General features: G+C 68.5%; 14 protein-coding genes and 1 pseudogene. 5 read left to right on the forward strand and 10 right to left on the reverse strand.

Annotated features, from left to right (window positions below):
- A partial coding sequence (locus tag PO768_RS07880; RefSeq protein WP_272645610.1) for a hypothetical protein occupies positions 1-424 on the forward strand: 424 nt, incomplete at its 5' end.
- 96 nt (positions 425-520) lie between these two features.
- Positions 521-2,806, forward strand: coding sequence for a TonB-dependent receptor plug domain-containing protein (locus tag PO768_RS07885; RefSeq protein WP_272645611.1), 2,286 nt, complete (start codon positions 521-523; stop codon positions 2,804-2,806).
- 12 nt (positions 2,807-2,818) lie between these two features.
- On the opposite strand, the gene PO768_RS07890 is transcribed toward PO768_RS07885, so the two are convergent.
- The 8 genes from PO768_RS07890 to PO768_RS07925 all read right to left on the reverse strand — a co-directional run bounded on the left by PO768_RS07890 (position 2,819) and on the right by PO768_RS07925 (position 12,835).
- Positions 2,819-3,766, reverse strand: a complete 948-nt coding sequence (locus PO768_RS07890; protein ID WP_272645612.1) for an AraC family transcriptional regulator — start codon at positions 3,764-3,766, stop codon at positions 2,819-2,821.
- Positions 3,766-5,682 (reverse strand): S9 family peptidase, encoded by a 1,917-nt coding sequence (locus PO768_RS07895; RefSeq protein WP_272645613.1) that lies wholly within the window; start codon positions 5,680-5,682, stop codon positions 3,766-3,768. The genes PO768_RS07890 and PO768_RS07895 overlap by 1 nt, the downstream gene beginning before the upstream one ends.
- A 154-nt stretch (positions 5,683-5,836) precedes the next feature.
- Positions 5,837-7,009, reverse strand: a complete 1,173-nt coding sequence (locus PO768_RS07900; protein WP_272645614.1) for a BMP family ABC transporter substrate-binding protein — start codon at positions 7,007-7,009, stop codon at positions 5,837-5,839.
- Positions 7,010-7,037: 28 nt separating this feature from the next.
- Positions 7,038-7,958 (reverse strand): ABC transporter permease, encoded by a 921-nt coding sequence (locus tag PO768_RS07905; RefSeq protein ID WP_137940955.1) that lies wholly within the window; start codon positions 7,956-7,958, stop codon positions 7,038-7,040.
- A 2-nt stretch (positions 7,959-7,960) separates the two neighbouring features.
- Positions 7,961-9,022 (reverse strand): ABC transporter permease, encoded by a 1,062-nt coding sequence (locus tag PO768_RS07910; protein WP_272645615.1) that lies wholly within the window; start codon positions 9,020-9,022, stop codon positions 7,961-7,963.
- Positions 9,009-10,526 (reverse strand): ABC transporter ATP-binding protein, encoded by a 1,518-nt coding sequence (locus tag PO768_RS07915; RefSeq protein ID WP_272645616.1) that lies wholly within the window; start codon positions 10,524-10,526, stop codon positions 9,009-9,011. Before PO768_RS07915 ends, PO768_RS07910 begins: the two co-directional genes overlap by 14 nt.
- Positions 10,523-11,839 carry a guanine deaminase gene (gene guaD / locus PO768_RS07920; protein WP_272645617.1) on the reverse strand — a complete coding sequence of 439 codons (1,317 nt, stop codon included), beginning with the start codon at positions 11,837-11,839 and terminating at the stop codon, positions 10,523-10,525. The genes PO768_RS07915 and guaD overlap by 4 nt, the downstream gene beginning before the upstream one ends.
- Before the next feature lie 15 nt (positions 11,840-11,854).
- Positions 11,855-12,835: a LysR family transcriptional regulator gene (locus tag PO768_RS07925; protein ID WP_272645618.1), complete on the reverse strand. Its 981-nt coding sequence runs from the start codon at positions 12,833-12,835 to the stop codon at positions 11,855-11,857.
- Between the two features lie 89 nt (positions 12,836-12,924).
- Between PO768_RS07925 and xdhA the strand changes: the two genes are divergently transcribed.
- Entirely contained in the window at positions 12,925-14,481 is a 1,557-nt protein-coding gene (gene xdhA, locus PO768_RS07930) for a xanthine dehydrogenase small subunit (protein ID WP_272645619.1), read from the forward strand.
- Positions 14,478-16,985 (forward strand): annotated as a pseudogene (locus tag PO768_RS07935) (xanthine dehydrogenase molybdopterin binding subunit). Before xdhA ends, PO768_RS07935 begins: the two are co-directional and overlap by 4 nt.
- Here PO768_RS07935 and PO768_RS07940 read toward each other — a convergent pair.
- A complete protein-coding gene (locus PO768_RS07940) occupies positions 16,894-17,649 on the reverse strand; it encodes a PEP-CTERM sorting domain-containing protein (protein ID WP_272645620.1) in 756 nt (251 codons plus the stop codon). The pseudogene PO768_RS07935 and the gene PO768_RS07940 sit on opposite strands and share 92 nt — an antisense overlap.
- A gap of 201 nt (positions 17,650-17,850) precedes the next feature.
- Positions 17,851-19,749 (reverse strand): M48 family metallopeptidase, encoded by a 1,899-nt coding sequence (locus PO768_RS07945; RefSeq protein WP_272645621.1) that lies wholly within the window; start codon positions 19,747-19,749, stop codon positions 17,851-17,853.
- Positions 19,750-19,964: 215 nt separating this feature from the next.
- Here PO768_RS07945 and PO768_RS07950 point away from each other — a divergent pair.
- On the forward strand, positions 19,965-20,451 hold a 487-nt coding region (locus tag PO768_RS07950; RefSeq protein WP_272645622.1), incomplete at its 3' end, for a zinc ribbon domain-containing protein.

Here is a 20,451-nt window from a genome sequence, read left to right on the forward strand (position 1 = left end):
CCGCTGGCTGCCGCTGCGCGGCGCCTATGAATTCGAGCTGCTGGGTTTGCAGCAGGACGGTGGCCTGCGGCTGGGCATGGGCGCCGGCCGCAGCGTCGATTGCCGGCGCGTCACGAGCCGGGCGGCGCTGCCGGCCGGGCTGGCCGGCGACTACTGGTGCGAGGACATCGCGACGCGGTGGCGCATTGAGGCCCATGAGCAGGGTCTGCGCGTCTGGGTCCAGGGGCCGCTGCTGAAGGCGCAGCAGGCCTGGACCCTGCACGGCCTGGACGATCGGCTGTTCGAGCTGCGCGGCGCCGGCTACTGGGCGCCCACCCATCTGCTCTTGCGGGCCGAGTACGGCCATGATCACGCCGTCAGCGACTTGATCGTGGACAGCGCCCGCATCAAGGGTTTGCGCTTCAAAAGACACACAGCTCTGTAAAGAAACTTAAACCCGGCAGCGGCACGGCGAGAGCCCGCTGCGGACATGAGATGCTTCGCCCGCCATCCTCCAGCTTCGAGGCTCGCGCTCGTCTCCATGCCGTCCAGCCCATTCCGTCGTCCGCCATTCCGCCCCCTGGTCCTGAGCCTTGCGCTGAGCCTGCTGCCCTGGGCCGCCCAGGCCCAGGGCACGCCCGACAGCGCCCCGGCTGCCAAGCCGCCGTCGCCCGCCCCGCAGCGGCGACCGGCACGCCCGCCGACCGCCAGCCCCGAGCAGCTCGACCGGGTGCAGATCCAGGGCGGCCCCAGCGACACGGTGCAGCGCCGCGCCTCCACCGCCTCCAAGATCATCATCGGCCGCGAGGAGCTGGACCGCTTCGGTGATCCCAGCGTCGCCGACACACTCAAGCGCCTGCCCGGCGTCACCCTCGGCGGCCGTCCCGGGCGCGGCGGCGGCGTGCGCATGCGCGGCATGGGCGGCGGCTACACGCAGATCCTGGTCAACGGCGAGCGCATGCCACCGAGCTTCTCGCTGGAGGAGCTGCTGCCTGACCAGATCGAGCGCATCGAGGTGATGCGCGCGCCGACCGCCGAGTACGGCGCCCGCGCGGTGGCCGGCACGATCAATATCGTGCTGCGCGAGGCCTTGCAGAAAAAGCTCAACGATGTGGCGCTGGCACTGGCCGGCGAGCGCGGCACCGTCAGCCCGCAATTCTCCTGGACCCGCAACGACAAGCTCGACGATGAGGGCAGCGCCTACAGCCTCTCGGTCAATGCCGGCGAGAGCAAGCGGCGCGACGATGCCGACAGCCTGGCCACGACCCGCCGCCTCTCGGACGGCCTGATCCTCAACGAGCAGCGCAACACCGGCCAGAGCGAGGATGATCGCCGCCGCGTCAATCTGAACGCCCGCATCCAGTGGCGGCTCGCCGGTGGCGACACGCTGACCTTGATGCCGATGCTGGCGGCTGCCAAGGGCACGAGCAGCAGCCTGCGCCGGCAGGACGCCAGCAACGGGATGCTGCACTACGACACCGCGCAGACCCGCAACGACAGCGACTTCAGCCTGCTGCGCTTGAATGGCACGCTGAATCGCCGGCTCGGCGAGGACACGCGGCTGGAGCTGCGCGGCGCCATCGGCCGCGCCGATATGGACAGCGAGAGCCTGCGCCGCGAATGGCTCAAGAACGAGCCGCTGCCCGACCAGCTGGAGGCCAGCCGCAACCGCGACCGCTCCTGGAACCTGGGCGCCAAGCTCTCGCACCTGATGGCCGAGGAGCACAGCCTGGTGGCCGGCCTGGAGGCCGAGGGCAACCGCCGCAGCCAGACCCGGCGCAGCCTGATGGACGGCATGCGGGTGATGGCGCTGGAGGAGTTCGGCGACGAGTTCGAGGCCTCCAGCCTGCGCCTGGCCGCCTATGCGCAGGACGAGTGGAAGCACAACGCCAACTGGTCGGCCTATGCCGGCCTGCGCTGGGAGGGCATACGTACCGAGAGCGATGCGCGCAACTACAACGTCAAGAACGACTCTTCGGTTTGGACCCCGCTGCTGCATGCGGTCTGGAAGCCCGACGAGAAGAGCCGCGACCAGGTCCGCATGAGCCTGACGCGCAGCTACCGCAGCCCCAACACCCAGGACCTGATCGCCCGCCCGGTGATCAATGCCCAGTTCCCCGGCGGCGCCAACGAACCCAATTATGCGGACCGGGTCGGCAACCCCGATCTGAAGCCCGAGATGGCCACCGGCATCGACCTGGCGCTGGAGCGCTATCTGAGCAAGGGCGGGGTGCTCAGCGTCAGCCTGTTCGCGCGCCGCATCAAGGATTTGATACGCACGACCACCACGCTGGAGAGCGTGTCCTGGTCCACCGAGCCGCGCTGGGTGGCGCGGCCCAGCAATATCGGCAAGGCCGTCACGCGCGGCATCGAGCTGGAGGCCAAGTTCCGGCTCGACGAGTTCATCGAAGACGCCCTGCCCGTCTCGCGGCGCAGCTATATCAGCTTCTTCCGCTCCCAGGGCGCCGGCATCCCCGGCCCCAACAACACGCTGGACCAGCAACCCCGCTACACCGCCAATCTGGGCGCCGACTACCGGCTGCGCAGCCTGCCGCTGACCCTGGGTGCCAGCGTCAACTGGGTGCCGGCCACGACCATCCAGCAGACCCTGATCCAGTCCAGCAGCGTGCCGCGCCGCCAGGTCATCGACGCCTTCGCGCTGTGGAACATCAACCGCAGCACCGCGTTGCGCCTGTCCGGCGGCAATCTGGTGCCGCTGGACTACGACACCGGCAGCGTGATCACGACGGCCGACAAGTCCATCACGAGCGAGAACTACGGCCGCACATTCATGAACTGGCAGCTGCGGCTGGAGATCAAGCTCTAGCCCCGGGCAGGCTCAGAGCTTGACCACCGGAATGCAGATCTCGCAACTGAAGCGGCCGGTCGCCGGGTCGTAGCTGTTCTCGTCGGCATAGTGCTCGAAGCAGGGCCGGCCGTCGCAGCGCAGGCCGGAGCTGGGCAGCCACTCGCGGAACAGCGCGGACCAGGCCGCGCCGATCTCGGCGCCGCTGCCCTCGAAGCGCGCCACCGCATAGCGCCCGCCGGGCAGCTCGGTGATGCTGGCCTCGCCGCTGGCCTGGTAGTCGGGCGGCACGGCCACGGCCGCGTCGTAGCGGCAGCGATCGGCCGGCGTGACGCTGGGATCGTCATGGCTGATGCCATAGCTGGGCCGGCCGAGCAGGCCCTCGGCCTGCATCCAGGGCGCGACTTTCTCGCCCCAGAACTGGGTGACGGCCGGGCCATAGGCGCCGATGTAGCGCAGATAGGCGATGCGCTGCGGCGCCAGGGTCTTGATCTCGACTTGCATGCTGTGTGACTCGATGAAGTTGCAGGAGTCGCCATCTTCGGAGCCGATGCTCCGCCCGTCCTGATCGAGCTTGCGGAGTTGCGCCAGCTGCTCGCGCTGGGCCTGCAGATAGCGGCCCCAGCGCTCGGTCGACCCGGCGCGCCAGGCCGTGGGCGTGCAGCCGAAATGCAGCTTGAAGGCGCGCGCGAAAGCCTCGCCCGAGCCGAAACCGACGCGCAGCGCCACCTGCAGCACCGAGGCTTCCGGCATCAGGGTCAGGCCTTGCGCGGCCGCCTCCAGGCGCCGCCGCTGCAGATAGGCGCCCAGGGTCTCGCCCATCCAGGCCGCGAACAGGCGGTGGAAATGGAAGGGCGAGAAATGCGCCAGCGCGGCCAGCGCCTCGAGGTCCAGCGGGCTGTCCAGGTGCGCATCGATATGATCCAGCAGCCGGTTCATGCGCCGCGCGTACTGGCGCCGGCTGGTGTCGGGCGCGGTCATCAGCCCTTCAGATGCTTGTCGAGGAACTCGACGATGCGCCGGAAGGCCTCGGCCTCGTTCTTCTTCTTCGCGAAGCCGTGGCCCTCGTCGTCGAACACCAGGTAGTCGACCGGCACGCCGTTCTTCTTGACCGCCTCGACGATCTCGTCGCTCTCCGGCTTGATGACGCGCGGATCGTTGGCGCCCTGCACCACCAGCAGCGGCACGCGGATGTTCTTGGCGTGGAACAGCGGCGAGGTGGCGATCAGGAAGTCCTTGTCCTTGACCGGATCGCCGACCTCCTGATAGAGCGCCTGGCGGAAGCTCTCCCAGTAAGGCGGGATCGATTCCAGGGTGCGCAGCCAGTTGGAGACGCCGAAGATGTCCACGCCCACCTTGAAGGCCTCGGGCCGGAAGGCCAGCGCCGCCAGGGTCATATAGCCGCCGTAGGAGCCGCCCATGATGGCGATGCGCTCGGGGTCGATCACGCCGGTGCTGGCGAGCCAGGTCTTGGCCTCGATGCAGTCCCACAGCGGCTCGCGGCCATGCTTGCCGTCATCGGCGGTGAAGAAGCTCTTGCCATAGCCCGAGCTGCCGCGGTTATTGATGCCCAGCACCGCATAGCCCTGGTTGGCCAGGTATTGCGACAGCACCGAGTAGCCGCGCGTGGTCTGGCCGCCGGGGCCGCCGTGCACCAGCACCACGGCCGGCACCTTGTGCTTGGCCGAGGCGCCCTTGGGCTCGTAATAGACCGAGGGGATCACCAGACCGTCGAAGGACTTGAAGCGCACGATGCGGGCCTCGACCAGATCGTTCGGGTCTATAGCCTTGGACAGGCTTTGCGTCAGCTGGCGCACCTGCTTGCTGCCGAGGTCGTAGACGAAGAGATTGCTGGGCGCGCGGTCGCCGTTGACATAGAAAGCCAGTTGCTTGCCGCTGCGCGAGAAGCGCGGGCCGCGGATCTGGCCCTCGGGCAGCTTGGGCAGGGCCAGCGGTTTGCCGTCCGGCCCGCTCAGGCGCACCTGCACGCTGGCATCGGCATTGATGCCGGTGACGCGGTAGCGCCCGTCGCGCGAGTACTCGCTGAACAGGATGTCCCAGTCCGCCTTCTCGAACTCGCTCCTGGCGCCGCTGGCCAGCTCATACGCCACCAGGCGGCTGAACTCGCTGCCCTCGTTGGACAGCAGCAGCAGGCGCTTGGAGTCCGGCGTGAAGCTGGCCGCCTCGAAGGAAGCGACGCCCTGGTGCGGCGTGATGTGCGTCGTCTGCTGGGTCTGGGTGTCGTAGAGATAGACGTCCGAGTCGGCCGTCGTGTTGGTCTTGACCAGCGCGATCCAGCGGCCGTCGCGGCTGATCTCGCTGACGCTCAGGCCCTGCTCGTTCTTGTAGACCAGGCTGCGGGCATAGGTCTTGGTGTCGACGCGGTAGAGGTCGTGAAAGCGCGCATCGCGCTCATTGGTCGCGACATAGAAGGCGCTGTCGTCATGGGCCCAGCCGGCGAAGATGGCCTTGAGCTTGTCGCCGGGGGTCAGGTCTTTCTCCGTGCCGTCGAGCTCGCGCACATAGAGATGGTTCTGCTCATTGCCGCCCTGGTCGCGGGTGAACAGCACGCGGTCGTCGGCCGGGAAGTAGCTGACCGCGTAATTGCTGTCGGTGGTCGAGCGGGTCAGCGCCTGCGGCTCGCCGCCGGCCACCGCCATGCTGTAGACATTGACGATGCCCGAGGCATTGCTGGAGAACAGGATGCGTTTTTCATCGGCCGAGAACGAGGCGCCGCTGATGCGGGTCGTCGCCATGAACTGCTCGATGCTGTAGCGCTTGACGGCCTTGCCGTGCTCGGCCGCAGGCTTCGGAGTCGCCGGGGCCGCCAGCGCCGAGGCGCCGGCCAGCATCAGGCAGCCGGCCAGCAGTGCGGCCTTGTGGATACGGATGTTCAATCGTCTCTCCTTGTCACTGATCCCCGCTGCATGCAGCCGGTAAGACGCGGACTATAGAGAGACCGGCCCCGCGGCCGCACAGGGTTTCTGACGGACTGCGGATTCGCGGGGCCGACCTGCCCCCCGCACAAAGCGCGCGGGGGGCAGTGTTGGCTTACTTGCCGCTGGGCACCTTGCCCTCGACGCCCTTGATATAGAAGTTCACGCCCGACAGGAATTTGTCGTCGGCGACCTCGCCGTCCTTGAGCACCGGTTTGCCGTCCTGGCCGGTGATCGGGCCCTTCCAGATCGAGAAGGAGCCGTCCTTCAGGCCGGCACGTATCGTGTCGATCTGGGCCTTGACCTCGGCCGGCACGACCTCATTGATCGAGACCATATCGATCGCGCCTTCCTTGACGCCCCACCAGGCATGCTTGCCGGCACCGGCCGTCCACTTGCCGTCCAGCGCCTCGCGCACCGAGGCGATGTAGTAAGGCGCCCAGTTGATGATGGCCGAGCCCAGGTGAGCCTTGGGGCCATAGGCCGTCATGTCCGAATCCCAGCCGAAGGCGTATTTGCCGTTCTTCTCGGCGGTCTGCAGCACGGCCGACGAGTCGGTGTTCTGCATCAGCACATCGGCGCCGCCGTTGATCAGGCTTTGCGCGGCCTCGGTCTCCTTGGGCGGGTTGAACCACTCGTTGACCCAGACCACCTTGACCTTGATCTTAGGATTGGTGCTCTGCGCGCCCAGCGTGAAGCTGTTGATATTGCGGATCACCTCGGGAATCGGGATGGAGCCGACCACGCCCAGCGTGTTGCTCTTGGTCATCTTGCCGGCGATCACGCCGGCCATATAGGCGCCCTCATAGGTGCGCGAGTCGTAGCTGCGCAGGTTCTCGGCCTGCTTGTAGCCGGTGGCATGCTCGAACTTGACGTCCTTGGCATCGGGCGCGACCTTCATCATCGGCTCCATATAGCCGAAGGTGGTGCCGAAGATCAGCTTGTTGCCCTGCCCCACCATATCGCGGAAGACCCGCTCGGCATCGGCCGACTCGGGCACCTTCTCGACATAGCTGGTGACGATCTTGTCGCCGAATTCCTTCTCGACCGCCTTGCGGCCGTTGTCATGCGCAAAGGTCCAGCCGCCATCGCCGACCGGGCCGACATAGGCGAAGGCGATCTTCAGCGGCTCGGGCTTGGGCGCAGCGGCGGCCGAGGCCGGCTCGGATGCGGCAGCCGGCGCGGCCACCTCCTCCTTCTTGCCGCAGCCCACCAGGGCGGCGGTAGCGGCCAGCGAGGACCAGCCGGCCAGTTTCAGCAGATCGCGTTTGCTCTTCTTGATGCTCATTGCACTCTCCACAGTTGCATTGTTTCGGTCAGGAACCCGGAAAAAACGGCTTGCCCAGCGAGGCCGGCATATTGGCACGGATGAAGCTCGCGTTGCTGGAGATCAGCACCAGCACGACGATGGTGGACAGATAGGGCAGCATCGACAGAAACTGGCTGGCGATCTGCACGCCCTGGCCCTGCAGATGGAACTGCAGCATCGTGACAAAGCCGAACAGATAAGCCCCTAGCAAGACGCGCGCCGGGCGCCAGGTCGCGAAGGTCGTCAGCGCCAGCGCGATCCAGCCCTTGCCGGCCATCATGCCTTCGACCCACAGCGGCGTGTAGATCACCGAGACATAGGCGCCGGCCAGCCCGCACAGCGCGCCGCCGCTCATCACCGCAGCCAGCCGGATGCGCCGCACCGGATAGCCCAGCGCATGAGCCGACTCGGGCGACTCGCCGACCGCGCGCAGCACCAGGCCCGCGCGCGAGCGGTAGAGAAACCAGGCCAGCAACACCGTCAGCGCGATCGCCAGATAGACGACGGGATGCTGGCGGAACAGCGCCGGGCCCAGCAGCGGGATATCGCCGAGCCAGGGCAGCGCAAAGCGCGGCCGCTCCAGCAGTTTCTCCTGCACATAGCCGATGCCGACAAAGGCCGAGAAACCGCTGCCGAACAGGCTCAGCGCCAGGCCGGCCGCGTACTGGTTGGTGTTGAGCCAGATCACCAGCACGCCGAAGGCGCCGGCCATCAGCGCCCCCGCCCCCATGCCGGCCGCGAAGGCCAGCACATCGCTGCCGGTGTGGACCGCAGTGGCGAAGCCGGCGATGGCCGCCACCAGCATCATGCCCTCGGCGCCGAGGTTGACGATGCCGGCCCGCTCGTTGATCAAGAGGCCCAGCGCGGCGATGGCCAGCAAGGTGCCGGCGTTCATCGCCGCAGCGACCAGCAGTGCGTAGCTTTCCATCGTCAGGCCTTCAGACGCCAGCGCAGGCGGTAGTGGATCAAGGTGTCGCAGGCCAGCAGCGTGAACAGCAGCAGGCCCTGGAACACGCCGGTGATCGATTTGGGCAGGCCCATGCGCGACTGCGCGAGCTCGCCGCCGATATAGAACATGCTCATCAGAATGCCCGAGAACACGATGCCCACCGGATGCAGGCGGCCGACAAAGGCCACGATGATGGCGGCGAAGCCGTAGCCGGCCGGCACATAGGGCGTCAGCTGGCCCAGCGGCCCGGCCGCTTCCAGCGCCCCGGCCAGCCCGGCCATGCCGCCCGACAGCAGCAAGGCCGTCCACAGCGCGCGGCGCGAGGAGAAGCCGGCATAGCGTGCGGCCGCCGGCGCCAGCCCGCCGACCTGCAGCGCAAAACCGGCATAGCTGCGAAACAGGAACAGCCAGAAGGCCAGCACCGCGCCCAGCGCGATCAGCACGCCGATATGGATGCGCAGCCCGTCGATGAGGCGCGGGATCTTGGTCGACGCCAGGAAGCTGATGGTCTGCGGGAAGTTGTAGCCCTGCGGGTCCTTCCAGGGGCCGTAGACCAGATAACCCAGCAGCAGATCGGCCACATAGACCAGCATCAGGCTGACCAGGATCTCGCTGGCGTTGAAACGGTCGCGCAAGAGCGCGGTGATGCCGGCCCAGGCCATGCCGCCGGCCATGCCGGCCAGCAGGATCAGCAGGACGATGCTGCGGCCGGTGTCAGGTGTTGCCTGCATCGCGACCCAACCGCCGGCCAGCGCGCCGACGATGAACTGGCCTTCGGCGCCGATATTCCAGACGTTGGAGCGAAAGCACACAGCCAGGCCCAAGGCGATCAGGATCAGCGGCGTGGCCTTGATGCCCAACTCGCTCCAGGCATAGGCGCTCTTGACCGGCTCCCAGAAGAACATCTGCAAGCCGCGCAGCGGGTCCTTGCCCAGCAGCACGAACAGCCAGAGGCCCAGCACCACGGTGATGGCCAGCGCCAGCAGCGGCGAGGCCACCGACATCCACTTCGACGGCTGTGGCCGGCTCTCAAGCTTGAGCATGGCCACCCTCCGTCGTCCACAAGCCGCTCATCCACTCTCCAATCTTTTCCACCGTGGCCTCGGCCACCGGCACGGCCGGCGACAAGCGCCCCTTGGCCATCACGAGCAGCCGGTCGCTGATCTCGAACAGCTCGTCCAGTTCCTCGCTGACCACCAGCAGCGCACAGCCGGCATCGCGCAGCTTCAAGAGCTCGCCACGGATCTGCGCCGCCGCCCCGACATCGACACCCCAGGTCGGCTGCGCAACGATCAGCACGCGGGGCCTGGCCGCGATCTCACGCCCGACCAGGAACTTCTGCAGATTGCCACCCGACAGGCTTTTGGCCGCCGCGTCCGGGCCGCCGGCACGCACATTGAATCGCGCGATCAGCTCGGCCGCCATCTGCCGCACCTGGCCCTGCGCGATCCAGCCGCCGGCCTTGACCGCCTCGGTGCGGGTCAGCAAGGTGTTCTGCGCCAGCGACAAGGTCGGCACCGCGCCGCGGCCCAGCCGCTCCTCGGGCACGAAGTGCAAACCCAGCTTGCGGCGCTGGCGCGCGCTGGCGCGGGCAATGTCCTGGCCGAACAGCCGCAGCGAGCCCGGCGCGGCGCGCGGGTCCTCGCCCGACAGCGCCGCCATCAGCTCCTGCTGGCCATTGCCCGAGACGCCGGCAATGCCGACGATCTCGCCGGCGTGCAGTTGCAGCGCCAGATCTTCCAGGCTGGTGCCGAAGGGCGAGGCCTTGGCCAGGCTCAGACCCTGGAGCTCCAGCGCCAGCTCGCCGACCGGCCGTGCCTGATGGTTGAGCCTGGGCGGCTCGGCGCCAATCATCAGGCGCGAGAGCTGGTCATTGCTCTGCGTGCGCGGGTCCACCTCGCCGGTGACCTTGCCCGCCCGCAGCACCGTGCAGTGATGGCATAGCGCGCGGATCTCGTCGAGCTTGTGGCTGATGTAGAGGATGGAGCAGCCCTTGTCGGCCAGCTGGCGCAGCGTGACGAACAAGGTGGCGACCGCCTGCGGCGTCAGCACCGAGGTCGGCTCGTCGAGGATCAAGAGCTGAGGGTTAGTCAATAGCGCCCGCACGATCTCGACGCGCTGGCGCTCACCCACCGACAGGCTGTGCACCGGCCGCGCCGGATCGACCGCCAGCCCGTAGGTGGCCGCGACCTGCTCGATGCGGGCCGAGACCTCGGCCAGCGACTGGGACTTGTCCAGGCCCAGCCAGACGTTCTCGGCTGCGGTCAAGGTGTCGAACAGCGAGAAATGCTGATAGACCATGCTGATGCCCAGAGCCCGCGCCTGGGCCGGGCTTTTGATCGTGACCGGCTGGCCGTTCCAGCGGATCTGGCCCTCGTCGGGCTGGACCGCGCCGTAGATGATCTTCATCAGCGTGGACTTGCCGGCCCCGTTCTCGCCCAGCACCGCATGGATCTGGCCGGGTGCGACGGTGAGGCCGATGCCGTCATTGGCCTTGACGGCCGGGTACTGCTTGCTGATGCCCGTGAGTTCGAGGCGCAGGGTCATGGCGCGATGTGGTCGCTGCGGTGGTAACGGGGCCGGCCGGCCACATCGCTGGCCACCAGATTGCGTTCGTCCGACACGCTCATCCAGGCAAACACCCGCTCGTGCAAGCCCTTGACACGCTCATCGCGCGCCCGGGCCACGGGCCCGCAAGCCCAGTCCCAGACGCAAAAGTCGGCCAGTGTACCGAGGCCGAAGTGGCCGATCTCCTGCTGCAAACCCAGGCCCTGGGCCGCGCCCAGGGTGGCCGCATGCAGGGCCGCCCAGGCCGTCAGGCGCTGTCCGGCCATGGCCTGAACCTTGTAGCCGTCCAGCAGATTGCGCTGCATGCTCAGCGAGGTGCCACCGCCGACATCACTGGCCGTGCTGACCGCAAAACCGGCCTCGCGCGCCGCCACCCAGTCGAACAGCCCGCTGCCCAGGAACAGATTCGACGAGGGGCAAAAGGCCACCTGGGCGCCGCTGTCGGCCAGCACCTTGCGGTCGGCCGCGTCCAGCCAGATGCCATGGGCCAGCACCGCCTTCGGGTGCAGCAGGCCCTCGCGGGCGTAGACATCCAGATAGCTGCGCGCATCGGGGAAGAGCTGACTGACCCACTCGACCTCGCTGCGGTTCTCGGCCACATGGGTCTGCATATAGAGCGAGGCATCGGCGCGGCATAAAGCGCCGGCCATGGCCAGCTGCCCTGGCGTGCTGGTCGGCGCGAAGCGCACGGTTACCGCATAGGCGAGACGCTCGCGGCCATGGAAACGCTGGATCAGATCGATGCAGTCGCGCTCAGCGCCCGCCACATCGTCCCGCAGCGCCTCGGGCGCATGGCGGTCCATCAGCACCTTGCCGGTGATCAGGCGCATGCCGCGCTGCGCGGCCTCCTCGAACAAGGCCTCGGCAGAGACTTTGTGCACCGTTGGGAACACGACGGCCGAGGTCGTGCCATGGGCCAGGAGCGCATCGAGACAGCGCGCCGCGCCATGGCGGGCCACGGCCGGGTCGGCATAGCGGCACTCGGCCGGGAAGGTGTAGGTGTTCAGCCAGTCCAGCAGCTCGGTGCCATAGGAGGCGATCACATCCAGCTGCGGGCAGTGCACATGGGTGTCGATGAAGCCGGGCAGGATCAGCTTGCCGGCATGGTCCTGCCGGGTCCAGCTGGCGTCGGGCGCTTCGGGCTGGCAGCCGGCGATGCGGCCGTTCTCGATCAGCAGCCAGTGATCGGGTCGGTAGCGCACGGCCGGGCTGTCCAGCTCGGCCCAGCCGGGCAGCCCGGTGAAGTCCAGCAGATCGCCGCGCAGGGCCAGTTTTTCGGGTGTCGGATTCATAGATTCGTCATTGTCTCAGGCACGGACTTTCGCGGAGGCGGGCGCTTCGCTGACCAGGCCGCGCGCGACCTCGCGCACCTGCTCGCGCAGCCAGCGCAGCGCCGCGCTGCCATGGCTGAGCTCGTGCCAGAGCTGGTAATAGGCCATCGCCGGGAAAACCACCGGGCAGCGCACGATGCGCACCGGCAGCCGGTCCAGATAACGGGAACAGAAGAGCCGGCCGGTGGTCAGCACCAAGAGGCTGCGCGCCACCATCTCGGGCAGCTGACCGAAGTGCGCGCTGCGCACCGCGATCTGGCGGCTCAGGCCCTGGCTGGCCAGATGCTGGTCGATCACGCCCGGCTGGCCGGGGCTCAAGGGCATGGGCGCCAGATGCTGACAGGCCAGGTAGCGCTCGATGGTCCAGCTGCGCGCCTTGGCCAGCGGGTGATCGGCCGCCATCAGGCAGACCACCTCGTCGCTGAGCAGGCGGCCCAGGTGCAGCTCCTCGGGCGGCTGCAGCCAGTTGCCGATCACCAGATCGACCTCGCCCCGAGCCAGGCTGGCGCGGTAGTCGTACTCGGCGGACAAGGGCTGCAGGTCCAGCTGCACACCCGGCGCGGCGCGCTGCAGCTGGGCCACCAGGGCCGGCAAAAAGAAGGGGTCCAGGTAGTCGCTGGCAGCGATACGGTAGCGCAGCGTGGCAGTGGAGGGATCGAAGCCGCTGCTGCGGCCGGCCCGCTCACGGGCTCCGAACAGGGTATCCGCCTCGCGCAGCAGGCGCTCTGCCGGCGCCAGCAGCTCCAGCGCGGCGGCGGTGGGCGTCATGCCGGCGCCGCTGCGCACCAGCAGCGCGTCGCCGGTGAGCTCGCGCAGCCGCCGCAGCTGGGCGCTGACGGCGGGTTGACTGCTGTTCAGGCGCATCGCGGCCCGGGAAACACTGCGCTCGGCAATCACGGTGTGCAGAACCCGCACGAGTTGAAGCTCGATCTTGTCGAAATCTCCGCGCCGCGTCATACGATATCCCTTATGCCAACCATGCCCTTGATCGTATATGCAAGCGACCCAGAAGGATTAAGGTGCGAAATCATCCACCAGAGCGCGCCATGAGTACCCCCAGCAGCCGTCCCCAACGTCCGATCCGCTTTTTCCACCAGGGCGAGATCCAGAGCGTGGCCGGCCTGGCCCCGACCACCACGGTGCTGCAATACCTGCGCGAACACGGCTGCAGCGGCAGCAAGGAAGGCTGCGCCGAGGGCGATTGCGGCGCCTGCACGGTGCTGGTCGGCGAGCTGCGCAAGGACGGCAAGCTCGCGCTGCGCAATGTCAACGCCTGCACCCAGTTCCTGCCCACGCTGGACGGACTGGCGCTGATCACGGTCGAGGATCTGGGCAGCGCGGCCGCGCCGAACCCGGTGCAGCAGGCCATGATCGACTGCCATGGCTCGCAATGCGGCTTCTGCACACCCGGCTTCGTGATCAGCCTGCAGGGCATCTACGAGCGCTTCCTTGAAAAAGGCGGCGAAGCCGGCACCCGGCCCAGCCGCCAGCAGCTGGCCGATGATCTGGCCGGCAATCTGTGCCGCTGCACCGGCTACCGGCCCATCCTGGACGCCGGCCAGCGCATGTTCGAGGCGCCGCCGCAGCGCCTGGACCTGGCGCCGGCGGCCCGGGCCCTGGCCGAGCTGCAGACCGACGCGCCGCTGCACTACGCCGCCCCCAACCCGGCCTTCGCCGGCCGCGAGGACCAGTTTCACGCGCCGCGCAGCTTGGCCGATTTCGCCGCGCTGCGCCAAGCCAAGCCCGAGGCCCGCGTGCTGGCCGGGGCCACCGACATCGGCCTGTGGGTCAACAAGCAGTTCCGCGATGTCGGCGAGCTGATCTATATCGGCGCCGTCGACGAGCTGCGCGAGATCCGCCGCGAAGACTTTGCCGGAGCGCCCGGCCTCTGGATCGGCGCCGCCGCCTCGCTAGAACAAGCCTGGGCCGCGCTGACCGAGGCCGCCCCGCCGCTGCGCGAGCTGTGGCTGCGCTTCGCCTCGCCGCCGGTGCGCCATGCCGGCACGCTGGGCGGCAATATCGCCAACGGCTCGCCAATCGGCGACGGTGCGCCGGCGCTGATCGCGCTGGGGGCCGACATCGTGCTGCGCAAGGGCATGGCACAGCGGCGCATGCCGCTGCAGGATTTCTATCTGGACTATATGAAGAACGCGCTGCTCAGCGGCGAGTTCGTCGAGGCCCTGCATCTGCCGCTGCCGGACCTGCAGCAAGCCCGGTTGCGCGCCTACAAGATCTCCAAGCGCTATGACAGCGATATCTCGGCCGTCTGCGCGGTGTTGAAGCTGCGGCTGGATGCGGCAGGCCTTGTCAGCGAGGCACGCTTCGTCTTCGGCGGCATGGCCGCCATCGTCAGGCGCGCCGCCGGCGCCGAGGCCGCCGTGCTGGGCCAGCCTTGGAATGAGGCCACGGTGGCCGCTGCAGCGCTTGCCCTGAGCCAGGACTTCAAGCCGATGAGCGATCTGCGCGCCAGCGCCGCCTATCGCATGAAGGTGGCGCAGAATCTGATGAAACGCTTCTGGCTGGAGACGCGCGAACAGGCCCCGCTGGCCGCCTCGGCAACAAGCGTCTGGCGCGCCATCAGCCTGGAAGGGAGTGCCGCATGAACAAGCCTCTCGACCTGCCCATCGCCACGGCCGCCCTGCCCCAGGTGGGCGTCAGCCGCATCCACGAGTCCGCCCATCTGCACGTCAGCGGTGAAGCCACTTACATCGACGACATCGCCGAGGCCCAAGGCACCTTGCATGCCGCGCTGGGGCTGTCGCCGATGGCCCATGGCAAGCTGTTGTCCATCGATATCGCGCTGATCAAGCGCCAGCCCGGCGTCGTCGCGGTGCTGACCGCCGCCGACTTCCCCGGTGAGAACAACTGCGGCCCGCTGCTGCACGACGACCCCATCCTGGCCGCTGACACCTTGAGCTATCTGGGCCAGCCGGTGTTCGCGGTGATCGCCACAGATCGCGAGCTGGCGCGCCGCGCCGCCGCGCTGGCCAAGACCGCGATCCAGGCCGAGCCCTTGCCCGCCCTGTTGACAGCTCGCGAGGCCCATGCCGCCGGCCAGTATGTGATCCCGCCAATGCATCTGACGCGCGGCGAGCCGGCCCAGGCCCTGGCCGCCGCGCCGCACCGGCTGGACGGCGAGTGGGCCGTCGGCGGCCAGGAGCAGTTCTATCTGGAGGGCCAGATTTCCTATGCGCTGCCGCAGGAGGACCGGGGCCTGCTGGTGCACTGCTCGACCCAGCACCCGTCCGAGATGCAGCAGCTGCTGGCCCACGCGCTGGGCTGGAGCGCACACCAGGTGCAGGTGCAATGCCGGCGCATGGGGGGCGGCTTCGGCGGCAAGGAATCGCAGTCGGCCCTGTTCGCCTGCGTCGCCGCGCTGGCCGCGACCAAGCTGCGTCGCCCGGTCAAGCTGCGGGTGGACCGCGACGACGACTTCATGATCACCGGCCGGCGCCATGGCTTCGACTACCGCTGGCAGGTCGGCTACGACGACGCCGGTCACATCCTCGCCGCCGAGATCGACCTGATTTCGAACTGTGGCCACTCGGCCGATCTGTCGGCCCCGGTGATGGCCCGCGCGCTCTGCCATTTCGACAATGCCTACTGGCTGCCCCATGTCGCGATGCACGGCTATTGCGCGAAGACCAACACCCAGAGCAACACCGCCTTCCGCGGCTTCGGCGGCCCGCAGGGGGCGCTGGCCATCGAGATGATCCTGGACTCGGTGGCGCGCCGGCTCGGCCTGGACCCGCTCGTGGTGCGGCAGCGCAATTTCTATCGTGATGGGCAAGACCTGACTCCCTACGGCCAGCGGGTCGAGGACAACATCATCCAGCCGCTAACCGACCGGCTGATCGCCACCAGCGACTACCACGCCCGCCGCGCCGAGATCGCGGCCTTCAATGCGCAGAGCACGGNACCGACCGGCTGATCGCCACCAGCGACTACCACGCCCGCCGCGCCGAGATCGCGGCCTTCAATGCGCAGAGCACGGTACTCAAGAAGGGCCTGGCGCTGACCCCGGTCAAGTTCGGCATCTCCTTCAACGTCGTGCATCTGAACCAGGCCGGCGCCCTGGTCCACATCTATACCGACGGCTCGGTGCTGGTCAACCATGGCGGCACCGAGATGGGCCAGGGCCTGAACACCAAGGTGGCCCAGGTGGTGGCCCATGAACTGGGCATTAGCCTGGCGCGGGTGCGCGCCAGCGCCACCGACACGCAGAAGATTGCCAATACCTCGGCCACCGCTGCCTCCACCGGCAGCGATCTGAACGGCAAGGCCGCGCAGGACGCGGCTCGCAAGATCAAAGCCCGGCTGGCCGCGCTGGCCGCGAAGCTGCTGGACTGCCCAGAGGCCGAGTTGCGCTTTGGTGGCGACCAGGTGCTTGCAGGCACTGGCCGCAGCGTCGCCTTCACCGAGCTGGTGTCCAAGGCCTATCTGGAGCGAATACAGCTGTGGAGCGACGGCTTCTACACCACGCCCGGCCTGCACTGGGACCGGGTCAAGCTGCAGGGCAAGCCCTTCTACTACTACGCTTACGGTGCTGCGGTGTCCGAGGTGCTGGTGGACACGCTGACCGGCGAGAGCCGGGTCTTGCGCGCCGATGTGCTGCACGATGTCGGCCAGTCGCTGAACCCGGCGCTGGACATCGGCCAGGTCGAGGGCGCCTTCGTGCAGGGCATGGGCTGGCTGACCACCGAGGAGCTGGTCTGGCATCCGCAGAGCGGGGCCCTGCTGACGCACGCGCCCAGCACCTACAAGATCCCGACCGCCAACGACATGCCGGCGGACTTTCGCGTCGCGCTGTTCGATGCTCCGAACCGCGAGGACAGCATCCACCGCAGCAAGGCGGTCGGCGAGCCGCCGCTGCTGCTGCCCTTCTCGGTGCTGCTGGCGATCAAGGACGCGGTGGCGGCCTGCGGGCCGGCGCGCTGCGATCCACAGCTGCGTGCGCCAGCGACGGCGGAAGCGGTGTTGGCTGCGGTGGACCTACTCAGCGTCAGCGGCTGAGTTCAGGCCCCGCGCCGCCGGCAATAGGCGGCCAGCCCGGCCAGGCCCAGCACCCACAGCGCCAGGCTGGCGGGTTCCGGCACCGCACTGCTGATGATGCTCACCTGCAGGTTGTCGATGGCCCAGGACTCGTCGCTGAGCGGCTGGATGCCCTCGCCTTCGATCAGGAAGGTGATCACGGCCGTCGAGCCGCTGTGGGCGATCTGCTGGAAGCGCGGATCGGCGCCCAGGTTGTAGGCGCTGTCGGTGTAGAAGCCGCCGGGGCCACCGAAGCCCAGGTCGACGCGCCGCGCCAACTCCACGCCGGTGGGTGCGACATAGCTCTGCACCTGGCCGGCCAAGGCGTTGGCAAAGGACTCGCGGAAGATCGATACCCCATCAACGCTGACATTCAGGAAGTCTCCGGAAGGGAAGTTCCCGGTGCCATCCAGCGAGTCGATCGCGGCGAACAGGAAGGCGATGTTCAGGCGGTCATGGGTGGCCAGGCCCGTCAGCGTCAGGCTGACGGTGTTGCCGGTCGGGCTGCGCAAAAAACTGCCCCCGAACTGGTTGCCGCTGGGGCCTAGGCCCGCAAAACCCTGCACGCCCGTCAGCGCGGCCACGCCCGGCTCGATCTGGGCCGGCAGCGCCGCGCCATCGAAATCGGTCGAGAACACCAGGGTCTCGGCTGCTTGTGCGAAGCCGGTGGCGGCCAGACTCAGCACGGCGGCAGCAAGGCCGCGCAGGCAGGAACGGGCGATGTCATCGGAGCGTGTCATGGAAATCCTTCCGTACCCGTGGCGACGGGCGCTGCTTGGCTTGCCGCGAAACATCCCGATGATGACCGCCCTTCGCCCGGTCCGCGAGTCCTGAGAACAGGCGACAAAGCGCCGCCCCCCCCAGATAAGCGGGTGCAGACGAAATCAACCGGCCCGAAGCGTGCGAGTCATCGGCTGTCGCCGCCGACCGCGCGGCAGCCCTCAGCGCCTTTGCACCAGCGCCAGCAGCTGCGAGGCCTGCTCCCGCCGCCCCTTGTCGACATGCACGCCGATGACGACCACCCGGAATCGCCCCGGCAGCGCCATCGCATCGTAGATCTGCTGGGCCAGCGCCTCGGCGGCACGTTGGCCGAGGCCGGGGCGGCATTGCAGCCACAGGGTGTGATGCGCCCGGGCCGGCTGGACCGGGATGTCCTGGCTGCCCAGCCAGGCGGCCTGCACATCGCGCTCGCGCAATAACTGACCCCGCAGCTCGCGCAGCACCGCCTCGTCCAGCTGCACCGGCAGCGGCCGCTCCCAGCAGGGCGTGTTGGCGAACTGCTCCCAGGATTGCCGCTCCTGCGCCTCGGCCAGGGCCAGCCGGTCGCGCCAGCGCTGGCGCAGGTCGAAGGGCTGGGGCCATCCCGCACCGGCACAGGCGTCCAGCCACTGGCGGGCCAGCGTGGCGGCACGCCAGGCCTGTTGCGGATGCTGCTGGTAGAGCTGATCCAGCCAGACGCCGACACGCTCGTCGTTGCTGCCCAGCGACGCATGGTGTCGGCACAGGCGCAGCAGCACCTGCTCGTGCTGCGGTGCCAGCAGCAGCGCGCGCTCCAGCACCGGGCTGGGGTCGCGCTCGCTCAGCGCTTCCATCGCCTCGGCCCAGCGCAGCAGCTCTTCGACGCTCAGCGCATCGCCGACCGCGCTGCGCGCCTGGAAGACCTTGATATCGGCATGCAGCGCGCGCAGGCGTTCGCCGTGGCGACCCCAGTCCTGCCGCGCGGTCTGCCACCACTGCGCGTCGAGCGCCGCGCCGATGCGCTCGCGGGCCGAGCCCAGCAGGCTCAGCGCGCTGCGCGGCGAGAGCTCGCCAAGACCGACCGACTGCCCCAGCGCCGCCAGCCGGTCTTTCAGCACCGGATGGGTATCGTCCGGATCGGCCACCTGGCGCAGCTCCTGGCGCAGGGCCTGTTGCGCGCGCTCGGGCTGGACCACATGCAGCAGGGCATTGGCCATCTGCGCATGCGGTGCGGGCTGCTGGCTGCCGCTCAGACGCGCCAGCCGCCACCAGATGCGCCAGAAGTCCTCGGCATAGATGCGGCTCTTGGCCGCCACCTCCTGCAGGGTCTGGCCGGCCAGCTCGGCACCGAACAGTCGGGCCGACACGCGGTCGGCCTCGTACTCGTCCTGCCGCGCCAGCGCAAAGCTCAGCGCATTGAAGCGCGGGAAATACCAGCGCACGAAACTGGCCAGCGCCAGGCTGACGACCGAGTCCTGCTCGCTGTAGCGCTCGCTGAGCCCGGCCCAGGCGCGCCGGCTGCGGTAGATCCAGGCCGAGAGCTTGCCGTGCTCGCCGCGCAGATGGCCATACTCGTGCGCGACTACCGCATACAGGCGCTTAGGCTCCAGCGCCGCCAGCATCGGCCAGCCGAGGATCAGGTAGTTGCGGTGCGCCAGGCCCAGCCAGAGCGGCTGCTGGACGATAGCGGCATTGAAATCAGCGCTGATGATGACCGCATGCAGGGCCGGCCCCTTGACCTTGCTGCGTATACGGTCGAGGCCGGCAAACAGCTCGGGCGCATCCTCGCGCTCCACGCGCTCGCCCTCGGGCTCGTTGAAAGGCACGCGCATGCCGGTCAGCGTGGCCCACAGCAGGCCCAGGCAGGCCAGCGCCGGCCAGATCATCCAGCCACGCGCCTGGCCCTGCAGCGCCCGCAGCGCGATCCAGGCCAAGCCGGCCACGGCCAGCAAGCCAAGCACCAACACCGCCGCATAGCCCAGCACGGCAAACCAGAGCACGCGGCGCCGGTAGGCCTCGGGCGCGTCCTGGCCGGCCTGCTCGTGGGTGCGCATCAGATGCACATAGTCCGAGTAATCCATGGCCTCGTCGTTCTCCCTCACTGATCGCGGCATTGTGCCGGCTGTACCATGAAAGCCAGCCCCCACCGGTCCAAGCTCCGTCCATTTTTGGCACTTTTGCCATGCACGACGACGGCGGCGGCCCGGTCCGAATCCGCCCCCCGAATCGGGCGTATGTCCCGGGTGGCGGCGGCGCCTGAAGCGCAATATAGTGAGACGTCGCCAGGATGACGGCTTACCGCACGGACTCCGCCTGCATGCTCATGTCACCCGCCACCGCACTCGCCAGGCCACTGAACCAGTGTCCCTATTGCGATCATGTGAGCCCGGCGAATTCCAAGTTTTGCAATGAGTGCGGTGCGGCCCTGCATCTGAAGCCCTGCCAGCACTGCGGCGCGGTCAACGATGTGACCCTGACCAGCGTCTGCGCCCGCTGCAATGGCGCGCTCAACGAGGGCACGGCCGTCGCGCTGGTGGAAGCCGCGCAGCCCCAGATGTCGACCGAGAGGCCGCCCGAGATGCCGATGACCGCGGTCGACTCGCTACCCTGGCAGGAGGCACGCCCCGCCCTCGCGGCCCGCCCATCGCCGCCGCTGCGCCTGCTGCTGATCGCCGCGCTGGCCCTGGGCGGCCTGGGCCTGTATGCCTTCCAGCACAAGCCGGCGCCGCCCAGCCCATCGGCCGCCATGCCTGCGCCGGCTGCCGTCGAGGCCAAGGTCGAGCTCCCAGCCCCGGCCAGCGCAG

Source organism: Paucibacter sp. XJ19-41 (assembly GCF_028462495.1).
Classification (GTDB): Bacteria; Pseudomonadota; Gammaproteobacteria; order Burkholderiales; family Burkholderiaceae_C; genus Roseateles_E.